At 69.9% G+C, this 13,356-nt stretch carries 11 protein-coding genes and 1 pseudogene; 3 read left to right on the top strand and 9 right to left on the bottom strand.

Going from position 1 to position 13,356, the window contains the following annotated elements; all coding sequences use genetic code 11:
- Positions 1–46 precede the first annotated feature (46 nt).
- From Q0480_RS10675 to argS, 5 genes are all read right to left on the bottom strand, one after another.
- Positions 47–697 carry an SMC-Scp complex subunit ScpB gene (locus Q0480_RS10675; RefSeq protein ID WP_299132744.1) on the bottom strand — a complete coding sequence of 217 codons (651 nt, stop codon included), beginning with the start codon at positions 695–697 and terminating at the stop codon, positions 47–49.
- On the bottom strand, positions 694–1,485 hold the full coding sequence (locus Q0480_RS10670; RefSeq protein ID WP_299132743.1) for a ScpA family protein: 792 nt from the start codon (positions 1,483–1,485) through the stop codon (positions 694–696). The genes Q0480_RS10675 and Q0480_RS10670 overlap by 4 nt, the downstream gene beginning before the upstream one ends.
- Entirely contained in the window at positions 1,478–2,476 is a 999-nt protein-coding gene (locus Q0480_RS10665) for a glycoside hydrolase family 3 protein (RefSeq protein ID WP_299132741.1), read from the bottom strand. The genes Q0480_RS10670 and Q0480_RS10665 overlap by 8 nt, the downstream gene beginning before the upstream one ends.
- Entirely contained in the window at positions 2,477–3,418 is a 942-nt protein-coding gene (locus Q0480_RS10660) for an SPOR domain-containing protein (RefSeq protein WP_299132740.1), read from the bottom strand.
- A 74-nt stretch (positions 3,419–3,492) separates the two neighbouring features.
- The gene (argS, locus tag Q0480_RS10655; RefSeq protein ID WP_299132739.1) at positions 3,493–5,238 is read right to left on the bottom strand and encodes an arginine--tRNA ligase; all 1,746 of its coding nucleotides are present in this window, start codon (positions 5,236–5,238) and stop codon (positions 3,493–3,495) included.
- A 140-nt stretch (positions 5,239–5,378) separates the two neighbouring features.
- On the opposite strand from argS, the gene Q0480_RS10650 reads away from it, so the two are divergent.
- Positions 5,379–5,789: a hypothetical protein gene (locus tag Q0480_RS10650; protein ID WP_299132737.1), complete on the top strand. Its 411-nt coding sequence runs from the start codon at positions 5,379–5,381 to the stop codon at positions 5,787–5,789.
- Between the two features lie 28 nt (positions 5,790–5,817).
- Here the strand turns inward: Q0480_RS10650 and xseA are convergent, their stop codons facing one another.
- A complete protein-coding gene (xseA, locus tag Q0480_RS10645) occupies positions 5,818–7,314 on the bottom strand; it encodes an exodeoxyribonuclease VII large subunit (protein ID WP_299132736.1) in 1,497 nt (498 codons plus the stop codon).
- A 71-nt stretch (positions 7,315–7,385) separates the two neighbouring features.
- On the opposite strand from xseA, the gene purD reads away from it, so the two are divergent.
- Entirely contained in the window at positions 7,386–8,636 is a 1,251-nt protein-coding gene (gene purD / locus Q0480_RS10640; RefSeq protein ID WP_299132735.1) for a phosphoribosylamine--glycine ligase, read from the top strand.
- A 60-nt stretch (positions 8,637–8,696) separates the two neighbouring features.
- Here the strand turns inward: purD and Q0480_RS10635 are convergent, their stop codons facing one another.
- Both Q0480_RS10635 and Q0480_RS10630 read right to left on the bottom strand, forming a co-directional pair.
- Positions 8,697–10,181, bottom strand: coding sequence for a nucleobase:cation symporter-2 family protein (locus Q0480_RS10635; RefSeq protein ID WP_299132734.1), 1,485 nt, complete (start codon positions 10,179–10,181; stop codon positions 8,697–8,699).
- A gap of 388 nt (positions 10,182–10,569) precedes the next feature.
- A complete protein-coding gene (locus tag Q0480_RS10630; protein ID WP_299132733.1) occupies positions 10,570–10,893 on the bottom strand; it encodes a 2Fe-2S iron-sulfur cluster-binding protein in 324 nt (107 codons plus the stop codon).
- A 187-nt stretch (positions 10,894–11,080) separates the two neighbouring features.
- On the opposite strand from Q0480_RS10630, the gene Q0480_RS10625 reads away from it, so the two are divergent.
- The gene (locus Q0480_RS10625) at positions 11,081–11,503 is read left to right on the top strand and encodes an OsmC family protein (RefSeq protein WP_299132731.1); all 423 of its coding nucleotides are present in this window, start codon (positions 11,081–11,083) and stop codon (positions 11,501–11,503) included.
- 243 nt (positions 11,504–11,746) lie between these two features.
- On the opposite strand, the pseudogene Q0480_RS10620 reads toward Q0480_RS10625, so the two are convergent.
- Positions 11,747–13,356: pseudogene (locus tag Q0480_RS10620) on the bottom strand (vitamin B12-dependent ribonucleotide reductase); the annotation flags it as partial.

Raw genomic sequence — 13,356 nt, 5'->3', positions numbered from 1 at the left:
CGTCTCAATGATTCCGGATCGGTCGCCGCGCGGCCCTCGCAGGATTTCAGAGCAGCGCACCCTGCGAAGCGTCGGGGTCGTCGTCCCCCTCGTCCCGAGCCTCGGGCAAGGCATCCGGATTGGGGCGGTTGTCGAGCAGGCCGGCGGCGCGGAGTTCGGCGAGGCCGGGCAGGTCGCCTTCGGTTTCCAGGCCGAAATGGTCGAGAAAGCCCTGCGTCAGCACGAAGGTCGTCGGGCGGCCGGGAGACATCCGCCGGCGCCCGAGCTTGACCCAACCAAGTTCGATCAGCAGGTCCAGCGTGCCGGAGGAAACCGAGACGCCGCGGATTTCCTCGATCTCGGCGCGGGTCACCGGCTGGTGATAGGCGACGATCGCCAGCGTCTCGATCGCCGCGCGGCTGAGCTTGCGCGTCTCGACCACCTCGCGGCTCATCAGGAAGCCGAGATCGCCGGCGGTGCGGAAGGCCCAGCCGTCGCCAGACCGCGCCAGTTCCACCCCGCGACCGGCGTAGCGCGCGCGGAGCCCGGCCAGCGCCTCGCCAACGTCGCAGCCGGTCGGCAGCCGTTCGGCGATGTCGCGCGCCGACAGCGGCGCGGGGCTGGCGAAGAGCATCGCCTCCACCATGCGCTCCTGCTCCGGCGGGGGCGGTAGCGTGAAGGCGGGATCGGCGACGAAGGCGCGGGTGGTGTCGTTCATCCGGGTTCCTCGGGCAGGCGCTGGCGCAGATAGATCGGCTGGAAGGGCGTGTCCTGGCGCAGGCTGAGCCGACCGGACTTCACCAGTTCGAGCGCGGCGGCGAAGCTGGCGGCTGTCGCGGAGCGGCGGCGCTTCGGCTCGACCGCCCAGTCGTCGGGCAGCCAGGCCGAAAGGGTGACCCAGTCGGTCGCCGCGCCGATCAGGCCGCGCATCCGCTCCAGCGCCTGTTCCATCGTATAGACCGGCCCGCGCGACAGATAGAGCGGCTGGAAATCGTCCCTGGTCTTGATCCGGGCATAGGCGCGCATCAGATCGACGAGGCTCGCCGTGTGCGTGACGCGGAGCGCGCGGGTCACATTCTCGCCGGCGCCGCGCGCGAAGACGTCGCGGCCGAGCTGGTCTCGGGCCATCAGCCGCGCCGCCGCCTCGCGCATCGCCTCGAGCCGGCGCAGCTGGAAGGCAAGATGCTCGGCGAGATCGTCGGCCGACGGCCCCTCCTCCGCCGGGTCGGGCGGCAGGAGCAGGCGCGATTTCAGGAAGGCGAGCCAAGCCGCCATCACCAGATAGTCGGCGGCGAGCTCGATCCGCAGCCGCTTCGCCGCCTCGACGAAGCCGAGATACTGCTCGGCGAGCCGCAGGATCGAGATCCGCCTCAGATCGACCTTTTGCACCCGCGCGAGGGTCAGCAGCAGATCGAGCGGGCCCTCGAAGCCGCCGACTTCGACCACCAGCGCCTCGGCGGCCCGGCGCTCGGCAACATCGGCGAGGTCGAAGAAATCCTCAGGCATGCGACCGCCCGAGCGTCGCCAGCTCCGCCTCCGCCTCGCCCGCGTCGGCTTCGCCGCCGCGCAGGGTGAGCGCGGCCTCGGCCCGGGCGAGCGATCGGCCGGCGAGGCGCGGCGCGGCGGCCACCACCGGCGCCATCTCCTCGGGCTTGCCGTTGCAATGCAGGATGACGTCGCAGCCGGCGCCGAGCGCCCGCGCCACCCGGTCGCCGAAATCGCCGCTGAGCGCGCGCATCGAGACGTCGTCGGTCATCAGGAGGCCATCGAAGCCGATCTCGCCGCGCATCAGCCGGACCATCGGTGCCGAGAGCGTGGCCGGCGCCTCCGGGTCGAGCGCGGCGTAGACCACGTGCCCGGTCATCGCCATCGGCAGGTCGGCGAGCGCGCGGAACGGCGCGAAATCCGCCTCGAGCTCGGCCCGCGTCGCACTGACCACCGGCAGCGCGAGGTGGCTGTCGAGCCCGGCCCGCCCCTGCCCCGGCATGTGCTTCATCACCGGCAGGACGCCGCCGGCGAGCAGCCCCTCGGCCACCGCGCGGCCGATCGCCGCCACCTCCACCGGATCATCGCCATAGCAGCGGTTGCGCAGGACGCCATGCGTCTCGCTCCGCGCGAGATCAAGCACCGGCGCGCAATTCACGTCGATGCCGAGCGCGCGCAGCTCGGCCGCGATCAGCCGGTAGCGCAGATGCATCGCACGCACGCGCAAGCCGATTCCGGGCAGTCGCGCGCACTCGTCGAACGCCGGAAGCCATTCGCGCCAGGCGGGGGCGCGCAGCCGCGCCACCCGGCCGCCCTCCTGGTCGATCAGGATCGGCGCGTCCCGGCCGACGGCGGCGCGCAGATCGGCCGTCAGCCGGGCCACCTGCTCCGGGCTTTCGACATTGCGGCCGAAGAGGATGAAACCCCAGGGGTCGGCCGAGGTGAAGAACCGCCGCTCCTCCGGCCCGATCGTCGGGCCAGAGCATCCGAGGATGACCGCCCGGGCCGCCATCTATTGCAGCGTCACCGGGATGCAGTCGATGCCGCGCGCCCGCAGCGCCTCGCACATCGCCCGCGTCTGTTCGGTGTCCTGAAAGCCCGCGACCCGCAGCCGGTAGAACACCCGCGCGTTGGAGGTCGCCCGCTCGACATAGAGGCTCTTCGAGCCGAGCAGGTCACCCTGCCGCGCGACGAGCTGGTTCCAGGCCTTGCGCGCCAGTTCCTCGCTGTCATAGGCGCCGAGCTGCACCAGCCGGCTGCCGGCGCCGAGGCTCTTCACTTCGCGGGTGGCGGCGGGCGCCGCCTTGGCGGGCGCCTTGGCCGGGGTCAGGGCGGCGGTCTTCTGCGCCACCTTCTCGACGGCGGGCGTCGGCCGCGCCACGGCGAGATTGGCCGGGCGACCCATCGGCCGCGCGCCGGCCGAGACGCTGTCCCGCGCGGCGGTTTCCTCGTTCTCCTCGGCGGGAGCGGCCGTGGCAACCATGGCGGCGAGTTCGGACTGGATGGTCGGCGCGGCGGCGAGCTCCGGCATCTCCTCGGGCGGGGGCGTGCGGATCTCGGCGCTTTCCGCGAGCTTCTCCGCCTCGGCGACCAGCTCCGCCTTCGGCGCGTCCTCGGTGGTCAGAACCTCCGGCGCCCTGGTCAGCGCGGCGGTGGCCGGATTTGGCGCGGGCGGGGTCTGGCCCGACAGGACCTTGTTCACCTCGAGCCCCTGATGCTCGGCCTGGAGCCCGCCGGGTTCCTCCGGAGCAAGACGGCTCGGCCCCTCCATCGCCTTGACGATCGGCACCTCCGCGGCGTCCCGCGTGCCGAGCCGGTACGACCAGAGGCCCATGGCCCCGATCACCCCGAGAAATACCGCCGCGCCGGCCAGCCGCCTCAGCGAGGACGGGATCGCCTGACTAGGGCTTCCGCCCGCAACGGACTCGTAGTCGTCGCTGTAAAGATCGCGCATGGGGTTCTTGCCTGTTTTGCCATACCATATCGTGTATGCGCCTCTGCTCCAACCCCGAAATACGCTCGGATGCGTTATCGCATCTCATTCATCGGAGTTACCCCCAGAATACCAAGACCGGCCGATATGACAACCGCCGTCGCACGCACCAGCGCGAGCCGCGCCCGCGTCGTCTCCGGTGCGTCCTCGCGCAGGAAACGCATGTCGGGATCGAGCTTGCCCTGATGCTGTAACGAGTGAAATTCAGATGCCAATTCATATAGATAGAAGGCGATCCTGTGCGGTTCGTGATTGCTCGCCGCGACCTCCACCTGCCGCGGCCATTCGCCGAGCGCCCGCGCCAGCCGAAGTTCGCCCGCGGTGCCGAGCGGCGAGAGATCGACCGCCGCGAGATCGGAATCGCCGGTGGCGAAGCCCGCCTCCGCCGCCCGGGTCAGCACGGAAAACGCCCGGGCATGGGCATATTGCACATAGAAGACCGGGTTTTCCTTCGACTGTTCCAGCACCTTGCCGAAATCGAATTCCAGCGGCGCGTCATTCTTGCGGGTCAGCATCACGAACCGCGTCACGTCACGCCCGACGAGGTCGAGCACGTCCCGCAGGGTGACGAAATTGCCGGAGCGTTTGGACATCTTGAACGGCTCGCCGTCGCGGGTCAGCTTGACCAGTTGGCAGAGCTTGCAGTCGAGCGGCACGCGCCCGTCGCTCAGCGCCGCGACCGCCGCCTTCATCCGCTTGACATAGCCGCCGTGATCGGCGCCGAGAACGTCGATCAGTTCATCATAACCGCGCTCTACCTTGTTGTAATGATAGGCGATATCCGGCGCGAAATAAGTCCAGCCGCCGTCCGATTTCTTCACCGGGCGGTCGATGTCGTCGCCATAGGCGGTCGAGCGGAACAGGGTCTGTTCCCGCGCCTCCCAATCCTCCGGCGTCTTGCCCCGCGGCGCTTCGAGCACGCCTTCGTAGATCAGGTCCTTGGCTTCGAGCGCGGCCAGCGCCGCCTCGATCTGGCCGGTTCCATAGAGCGATTTCTCGGAGAAGAACCGGTCCATCTCGATGCCGAGCAGTGCGAGATCCTCGCGGACGAGATCCATCATCGCGGCGGTGGCGAACTCCCGCACCTCGCCGAGCCAGGCCGATTCGGGCAGGTCGGTCAGGCTGTCGCCGTATTTCTCGCGCAGGGCGGCGCCGACCGGGATCAGATAGTCGCCGGGATAGAGCCCTTCGGCGATCTCGGGCTCCAATCCGCAGGCCTCGCGATAGCGCTCGAAGGCGGAGCGCGCCAGCACATCGACCTGGGCGCCGCCGTCGTTGATGTAATATTCCCGCGTGACTTCGTAGCCGGCGAAATCGAGCAGGCCGGCCAGCGCGTCACCGAAGACCGCACCCCGCGTGTGGCCGACATGCAGCGGGCCGGTCGGATTGGCCGAGACGAATTCGACATTGACCCGCCGACCCTGACCCAGCGTCGAGCGGCCGCAATCCGGGCCGCGCGCGAGGATGTCGGGAAGCAGCGCGAACCAGCGCGCCGGATCGAGCCGCAGGTTGAGAAAGCCCGGTCCCGCGACCTCGACCGAGGTAAGTCCGGGCGCACCGGCCAGCGCTTCGGCCAGCGCCTCGGCGATCTCCCGCGGCCCCTTGCGCGCCGGCCGCGACAGCACCATCGCCGCGTTGGTCGCCATGTCGCCATGCGCCGGATCGCGCGGCGGCTCCACGGTCACCCCACCGAGATCGAGCCCGCGCGGCAGCCTCCCCTCGGCCACCAGACGTTCGATCGCCGAGAGCACAAGGCCCTTTACTTCCGCGAACATATCCATGTCGTCGTACTTTCCCAGCCAATCCCGTGCGGTTAGCACAGCCCGCCGGCGTCCTCCACGACATTCAGGCCGATCGGGCGCTGGCCAAGCGTGGGCGGACTGGACTAGCCTCGCCGCGTGGCGGCGGAGGATTTCGAGACATGATACGGACGGTGCTTCCGGTGGCGCTCCTCGCCTTGGTCCTCTCGGGTGCCGCGCCGCGCGCGCAACCGGTGCCGGCGGACGAGTTCGAAGCCTTCAGCGCGGGGCGCACCCTCTATTTCACACGCGACGGCCAACCCTTCGGCGCGGAGCGGTTCCTGCCCGGTCGTCGCACCCTCTGGCGCTTCGACGGCGGTCCCTGCCTCGACGGCGCCTGGCATGCCGAAGGCGACCGGATCTGCTTTGCCTATGCCGACGATCCCGGTGCGCAATGCTGGCGCTTCCTGCGCGACGGCGCGCGTCTGCGCGCGGTGCTGGTCGAGCAGGGGGTCGAGACCGGTTTCTCGCTCGACTTCAGCCACGCCGACAAGGCCCCCCTCGACTGCCCCGCCCCCGACGTCGGCGCGTAGCCACTGTCCGGGCGTCGGGGCCAAGGCGCTACAGCAGCCGCCCCTGCTCCGGTCCGTCGTCGTCCCGGCCGCGCTTGCCCGACGGCCGGTCCGGGCGCAGGCCGACGCGGCCGTCGATGAACTCCGCCTCGAGCCGCGGTTCGCGCGCCGCCGTCTCGGCGCGCGTCACCACCGCGCCGCGCGCATCGCGCAGGATGGCATAGCCGCGCGCCAGAACCGCCGACGGCCCGAGGCTCGCCAGCGTCCGCGCCAGCGCCGACAGCTTGGCCCGGTCCTCGCGCAGCAGTCGCGTCTCGATCCGAGCCAGCCGTTCGGACCGCGCCCCGAGCCGCTCGGCGAGATGGGCGATGCGCCGCGTCATCGCCTCCGGCCGCAAGCCGAGGCCGGCGCGCAGCGCCCGCTGCCGCCGCCGCTCCAGTCCCAGCGACAGCAGCCCCGGCCCGAAACGCCCGGCCGCGCCGCGCGCCAGCCGCAGGTGCCGGGTCTGGACCAGCCCGATCAGCGCGCGAGGCAGCAGCGACGCCACCGCGTCCAGCCGCTGCGCCCGATCGGCGAGCAGCGCCTCGGGTCGCGGCAGTCCGCGCGCGAGGTCGCGCAGCCGCTGCCCCCGCGCGGCCAGTCCGCGCGCGGCCGCGAGCCGCCGCCGCTCCTCGAGCCCGGCGAGCGCCGCGAGCAGGTCGATCCGCACCGGCACCGCCATCTCCGCCGCCGCCGTCGGCGTCGGCGCGCGACGGTCGGCGGCGTGGTCGATCAGCGTGGTATCGGTCTCGTGGCCGACGGCGGAGATCAACGGGATCCGGCTCTCGGCCGCCGCGCGCGCCACGATCTCCTCGTTGAAGCCCCACAAATCCTCGATCGAGCCGCCGCCACGCGCGACGATCAGCAGGTCGGGCCGCGGCACCGGCCCATCGGGGCCGAGCGCGTTGAAACCCCGGATCGCCGCTGCCACCTCGGCCGCGCAGTTCGGTCCCTGCACCGTCACCGGCCAGAGCAGCACCCGCCGCGGGAAACGCTCGCGCAGGCGGTGCAGGATGTCGCGGATCACCGCGCCCGAGGGCGAGGTGACGACGCCGATCACCTCCGGCAGGAAGGGCAGCGGCCGCTTGCGGCCGGCGTCGAACAACCCCTCGGCCGCCAGCGCCCGGCGCCGCGCCTCCAGCATCGCCATCAGCGCGCCGACCCCGGCGGGGGCGATCTCCTCGATGATCATCTGGTACTTGCTCGATCCGGGGAAGGTGGTAAGCCGCCCGGTGGCGATCACCTCCATCCCCTCCTCCGGCCGCGCCGCGAGGCCGCGCACCGTCCCCTTCCAGATCACCGCCGCCAGAACCGAGCGGTCGTCCTTGAGATCAAGATAGAAATGGCCGCTGGCGGGACGCGAGACGCGGCCGACCTCGCCCCGGACCCGGACCCGGCCGAACTCGCCCTCGATCACCCGGCGCACCGCGCCGGCGATCTCCGATACCGTGAATTCCGGGGCGTTCCGGCCCTCCGGGGCCGCCGCCGGTTCCTCGAACAAGTCCATTCCGCCTCGCTTGCGCCTGCGCCGCGGCCACCATAGAACGCCGCCAGAGGCGGGCCAAGCGCGGGAGAGCCATGAACATCCTCATCCTCGGCGGCGGCGGACGCGAGCATGCCCTCGCCTGGGCCTTCGCCCAGAACCCCAAGGCGGACCTGGTCTTCTGCGCGCCCGGCAACGCCGGCATCGCCGAGCAGGCGACCTGCGTCGCGCTCGACATCCTCGACGGCGACAAGATCCTCGCCTTCTGCGCCGAGAACGCGGTCGGTTTCGTCATGGTCGGGCCGGAGGCGCCGCTGGCCGAGGGCGTCGCCGACGCCTTGCGCGCGGGCGGGATGCCGACGCTCGGCCCGGGGCGCGAGGCCGCCCGGCTCGAGGCGTCCAAGGCCTTCACCAAGGAAATCTGCGCCGCCCGCGACGTGCCCACCGCCGCCAGCCAGACCTTTACCGACCCCGAGGCGGCCGCCGCCTATGTCGCCGCGACCGGCGCGCCGATCGTGGTCAAGGCCGACGGTCTCGCCGCCGGCAAGGGCGTCACCGTCGCCATGACCCTGCCCGAGGCCAAAGCCGCGCTCGACGCGATCTTCGCCGAAGGCCCCGGCGCCCGGGTGGTGATCGAGGAATTCATGACCGGCGAGGAGGCGAGCCTGTTCATTCTCGCCGATGGCGAGGAACTGCTGGTGCTCGGCACCGCGCAGGATCACAAGCGCGCCTTCGACGGCGACACGGGGCCGAACACCGGCGGCATGGGCGCCTATTCCCCGGCGCCGATCCTGACGCCGGAGGTGATCGAGCGCGCGCTGGCCGAGATCGTGCGCCCGACGCTGGCCGAGATGGTGGCGCGGGGCGCGCCCTTTCAGGGCGTGCTCTATGCCGGGCTGATGATCGAGGACGGCCGGCCGCGGCTGGTCGAATACAATGTCCGGCTCGGCGATCCCGAGATCCAGGCGATCGCGCTGCGGCTCGGCGCGCAATTGTTCGACGTGTTCCTCGCCTGTGCCGAGGGGCGGCTCGGCGAGGCGCGGCTGAACTGGGCGAGCGACCATGCGCTGACCGTGGTGATGGCGGCGCGGGGCTATCCCGGCGACCATGCCCGCGGCGAGCCGATCGGCCTGCCCGAGATCGAGGATCCGCGGGTGCAGATCTTCCATGCGGGAACGCGCCTCGCGGAGGGACGGCTGGTCTCGAACGGCGGGCGCGTCCTCAATGTCACCGCGCGCGGCGCCACGCTGGCCGAGGCGCGCGACCGCGCCTATGCCGCCCTCGCCCGCGTCGACTGGCCCGGCGGCTTCGCCCGCTCCGACATCGGCTGGCGCGCGCTCGGCTGAGTCTCCGGCCCCGGGATCGTCAGGAAGGGGAGCGACGAAGCCGCCGCTCCCCGATGGGGCTCAGTGTTCGCCGCCGGCCATCGCCGCCGCGCGCATCTCCGCCTCGGTGCCGCCGCCGCCATTGAAGAAGGCGTTGAGCCCGACCGCGCCGATCGACGCGAGAAGGATGCCGCTGTCGATCAGCGGATGGATCGCATGCGGCAGCCACATCTTGAAGTCCGGCGCCACCACCGGGATCATCCCGAGGCCGACCGAGATCGCCACGACGAAGAGATTGTTGCGGCTGGTCTTGAAATCGACGGCGGAGAGGATGCGAACCCCCGTCGCCGCCACCATCCCGAACATCACGAGCCCCGCGCCGCCCAGAACCACCGTCGGCAGCGATTCCACCAGCGCGGCCATCTTGGGAATGAGGCCGAGCACAATCATGATCGCACCGCCCGCCACGCAGACATAGCGCGAGCGCACGCCGGTCACCCCCACGAGCCCGACGTTCTGCGAGAAGCTGGTGTAGGGAAAGGTGTTGAACAAGCCGCCGATCACCGTGCCGAGACCGTCGGTGCGCAGGCCGGCGGTCAGCTCCGCCTGGCTGATCTTCTTGCCGGTGATGTCGCTGAGCGCCAGGAACATGCCGGTCGATTCGATCATCACCACGATCATCACCAGCAGCATGGTGATGATCAGGATGGGATCGAAGGTCGGCATGCCGAAGTGGAACGGCGTGATCGGCGCGAACCAGGCGGCGCCCGCGACCTTGTCGAAATGCATCATGCCGAGCGCCGCCGCCAGCACGCCGCCGACGACGATGCCGACCAGCACCGCGATATTGGACAGGAAGCCCTTGGCATAGCGCGCGATGGCGACGATGACCGCGAGCACGATCAGCGAGATGACGATGTTGCCGATCGGCGCATAGGCGGGGTTGTCCACCTTGGGGGCGAGGGCGAGGCCGGCGGGCGGCGCCGGGATCTCCGCGCCGGCCGTGGCCGCGTCGGTGATCGCGGTCAGCCAGGCGGCGTGCTCGGGATTGATGATCCGGGGCGCGGTCGGGCCGACCGGATTGCCGAAGATCCAGTTGATGCCGACCCGCATCAGCGAGATGCCGATCACGAGAATGATGGTGCCTGTCACCACCGGCGGGAAGTAGCGCAGCATCCGGCCGATCAGCGGCGCGATCAGCATGGCGAGGATACCGGCGCCGATGATCGCGCCGAAGATCAACCGCGCGCCGTCCGAACCGGGATTGGCCATGCCGATCGAGACCATCGGTCCGACACTGGCGAAGGTGACGCCCATCATGACCGGCATGCGGATGCCGAACCATGGGCCGACCCCCAGCGACTGGATGATCGAGACCACGCCGCAAACGAAGAGATCGGCGGAGATCAGGAACGCCACGTCCTGCGGCGCGAGCTGCAACGCGCGCCCCACGATCAGCGGCACGGCGATGGCGCCGGCGTACATGACCAGCACATGCTGAAGGCCGAGCGTGAACAGTTTCGGCGCCGGCAGCACCTCGTCTACGGAATGAACGGCTTGCGCCATCTGCGATCTCCTCGTTGCGCCCCAAGGGAGACCACCCGGCCCACGCCCCGCGACCGACCCGGCACGGAGACGCTCCCTCGCGGAGAAGATAATCCGTTCACAGATTCATCATGTCCAGAAACGCGACGCACGCGGGGGGCGAAACTTCTTCCGGAAATGGCTGAAAGTCCGGCTAAATGCCCGAACTGCCGCGCGTTTGAGCAGTTGTTTCACCCCGTACTTCGGAGCAAGCGCGAGACGACGGGCCGCCGCCGAAGGCCGCCGCGCGCAGAGTCTGTTTGGAAATTCGACGGCGGAGGGCCGGCGGGGGACTTTTGTGCGCCGGCCGGATGTCACGGGGCGCGAAAAGACCCGCCGGACCAACCCGTCCGGGTTTTCAAACGGACTCTCAGATCTGCTTCTCGGGCATCCGTACGACGAGGCCGTCGATCGCATCCGTGACCTTGATCTGGCAGGTCAGGCGGCTGGTCTCCGGATCGGGCTGCCAGGCGAAATCCAGCATGTCCTCTTCCATCGCGTCCTTCGGCGGCAGGCGATCGACCCAGGTCGGATCGACATAGACATGGCAGGTCGAGCAGGCGCAGGCGCCGCCGCAATCGGCCTCGATCCCCGGGATGCTGTTGTCCCGCGCCCCTTCCATCACCGTCATGCCGGTCGCGACCTCGACCTGATGCGGGGTGCCGTTGAATTCTATATAGGTGATCTTTGCCATTCGCCTTTCCTCGCCGCGCCGCGCCATATCTAATGACGCCAACCGCGCGCCGCCATCCCCGAAACGCCGCGCGGCGGCGCGGGAGTTTCAGCCCGGGTTTCCTTTTTGACTGGCCGCCCGCCTCCGCCTTGCTACATGGTGCGCCGGCGACGCCGGTGGGCGCCGCCCAGCATCGGAGGAATTTTTCATGAAGCGCAGCGGATCGGCGGTCTGGAACGGCGAGATCAAGAGCGGCGAGGGCACGGTCTCGACCGAGAGCGGCGTGCTTTCGGCTGTGCCCTACAGCTTCGCCAAGCGGTTCGGCGACGCGAAGGGCACGAATCCGGAGGAACTGATCGGCGCGGCGCATGCCAGCTGCTTTTCGATGGCGCTGTCGGGCGCGCTCGGCGCCGCCGGCATGACGGCGGACGAAATCGCCACCACGGCCGAGGTGACGGTGGTTCCGGTGGAGGGCGGCTTCTCGATCACCGCCGTGCATCTGACGGTGCGCGCGAAGATCCCGGGCGCGGACGCCGAAGCCTTCAGGAAAGCCGCCGAGGGCGCGAAGGCCGGCTGTCCGGTCTCCAAGGTGCTGAATGCCGCCATCACCATGGACGCGGCCCTGGCCTGAGCCGAGCCGCGGATCTCGCGGCGCGGCGGCGACCATCCCGCCGCGCCGGCCCACGATCCCGCTCTCGCCCCCGCGTCGCCGCCCGACCTCCTGACCGCGCCCCGGCCAAACGAAAAGAGGGGCCGCGCGGCCCCTCTTTCCCTTTAGGCGTCAGGCACGTCTTCTTGGTCTGCTCGACCGGTCTTGCCCCCCGGCCTTGTTGCCAGACCCGCGCGCCTCACCCGGGCGCGGGCGTCGCATCCGTCAGCTGCAGCCGCTGGTGCCGCCGCAGGTGTTGCATTTCATGCAGGTGCCGTTGCGGACCAGCGTGAAATTGCCGCATTCGCCGCAGGGATCGCCCTCGTAGCCCTGCATCCGCGCCTTGGCGCGCGGGTCGATCGCCGTGACGCTGGCCGTCAGCGTTTCGCTCCGCACGGCGAGCCCGCTGAGCGCGCCACCGAGATCGAAAGCCCCCGCCACCGAGGCGCCGCCCTGCAGCAGCACCAGCTCCTGCGGCAGCCGCTTGCGCAGATACCCGGTCGAGGACAGCTGCTTGATCACGTCGATCGAATGCTGCGCGACCTCGCCCCGGATCTCGCGGACGTTGCCGTTCCGACCCTCGCCCTCGCCATTCCCCACGTCGTCGAAGCTTTCGCCCGTCGGTTTCACATGCGCGAGATCGGTGCGGTCGAGATAGGAGACCGCCAGCTCGCGGAAGATGTAGTCGAGGATCGAGGTGGCGTTCTTGATCGAGTCGTTGCCCTGCACCATTCCCGCCGGCTCGAAGCGGGTGAAGGTGAAGGCCTCGACGAATTCTTCAAGCGGAACACCGTATTGCAGGCCGACGCTCACCGCGATGGCGAAGTTGTTCATCATCGCCCGGAAGGCGGCGCCTTCCTTGTGCATGTCGATGAAGATTTCGCCGAGAGACCCGTCCTGATACTCGCCGGTGCGGAGATAGACCTTGTGGCCGCCGACGATCGCCTTCTGGGTGTAGCCCTTGCGGCGCTCGGGGAGGCGGGTGCGATTGGCCTTCTCGATCTCCTTCACGATGATCTTCTCGACGATCTTCTCGGCCAGCACGGTGACCCGCTCGCCCTGCGGCGCCTGAGCCAGAATCTCCTCCAGATCCTCGTCATCCTCGATCAGCGCGGCCGACAGCGGCTGGCTGAGCTTCGAGCCGTCGCGGTAGAGGGCGTTGGCCTTCACCCCGAGCGACCAGGACAATTCGTAGGCGGCCTTGCAGTCGCCGATCGTCGCCTCGTTCGGCATGTTGATCGTCTTGGAGATGGCGCCGGAGATGAAGCTCTGCGCTGCGGCCATCATGCGGATATGGCTGTCGACACTGAGATAGCGCGTGCCGATCTTGCCGCAGGCATTGGCGCAGTCGAAGACGACATAGTGCTCGGGACGCAGATGCGGCGCGCCTTCCAGGGTCATCGCGCCGCAGACATGGGCGTTGGCCGCTTCGACCTGCGCCCGGCCGAAGCCGAGGTGGCGCAGAAGGTCGAAGGCCGGATCGCGCAGCTTCTCGGCCGGGATGCCGAGAACCCGGGTGCAGAAATCCTCGCCCAGCGTCCACTGGTTGAAGACGAAGCGGATATCGAACGCGGTCGGCAGCGCGGCCTCGATCTTGGCGATCTCCTCCGCCCCGAAGCCCTGACCGATCAGCGCGGTCGGATTGATCTCGGGCGCGTTGCCGAGCGTGCCGTGGCCGACGGCGTAGGCGACGATCTCCTCGACCTGCGCCGAGGGATAGCCGAGATTGCGCAGGGCCTGCGGCACGGCGCGGTTGATGATCTTGAAATAGCCACCGCCCGCCAGCTTCTTGAACTTCACCAGCGCGAAGTCGGGCTCGATGCCGGTGGTGTCGC

The sequence above is a fragment of the uncultured Amaricoccus sp. genome (assembly GCF_937891315.1).
GTDB lineage: Bacteria > Pseudomonadota > Alphaproteobacteria > Rhodobacterales > Rhodobacteraceae > Amaricoccus.
The sequence above is the reverse complement of the archived record's forward strand: the minus strand, read 5'-3'. Positions and strand labels throughout refer to the sequence as shown.

What these genes read in the sequence shown, in the direction of transcription:
- argS (WP_299132739.1), bottom strand. Translation starts at nt 5,238, where the DNA reads ATGGATATGTTCGCGGAAGTAAAGGGCCTTGTGCTCTCGGCGATCGAA.
- Q0480_RS10650 (WP_299132737.1), top strand. Translation starts at nt 5,379, where the DNA reads ATGATACGGACGGTGCTTCCGGTGGCGCTCCTCGCCTTGGTCCTCTCG.
- Q0480_RS10635 (WP_299132734.1), bottom strand. Translation starts at nt 10,181, where the DNA reads ATGGCGCAAGCCGTTCATTCCGTAGACGAGGTGCTGCCGGCGCCGAAA.
- Q0480_RS10670 (WP_299132743.1), bottom strand. Translation starts at nt 1,485, where the DNA reads ATGCCTGAGGATTTCTTCGACCTCGCCGATGTTGCCGAGCGCCGGGCC.
- Q0480_RS10675 (WP_299132744.1), bottom strand. Translation starts at nt 697, where the DNA reads ATGAACGACACCACCCGCGCCTTCGTCGCCGATCCCGCCTTCACGCTA.
- Q0480_RS10660 (WP_299132740.1), bottom strand. Translation starts at nt 3,418, where the DNA reads ATGCGCGATCTTTACAGCGACGACTACGAGTCCGTTGCGGGCGGAAGC.
- Q0480_RS10625 (WP_299132731.1), top strand. Translation starts at nt 11,081, where the DNA reads ATGAAGCGCAGCGGATCGGCGGTCTGGAACGGCGAGATCAAGAGCGGC.
- Q0480_RS10665 (WP_299132741.1), bottom strand. Translation starts at nt 2,476, where the DNA reads ATGGCGGCCCGGGCGGTCATCCTCGGATGCTCTGGCCCGACGATCGGG.
- Q0480_RS10630 (WP_299132733.1), bottom strand. Translation starts at nt 10,893, where the DNA reads ATGGCAAAGATCACCTATATAGAATTCAACGGCACCCCGCATCAGGTC.
- xseA (WP_299132736.1), bottom strand. Translation starts at nt 7,314, where the DNA reads ATGGACTTGTTCGAGGAACCGGCGGCGGCCCCGGAGGGCCGGAACGCC.
- purD (WP_299132735.1), top strand. Translation starts at nt 7,386, where the DNA reads ATGAACATCCTCATCCTCGGCGGCGGCGGACGCGAGCATGCCCTCGCC.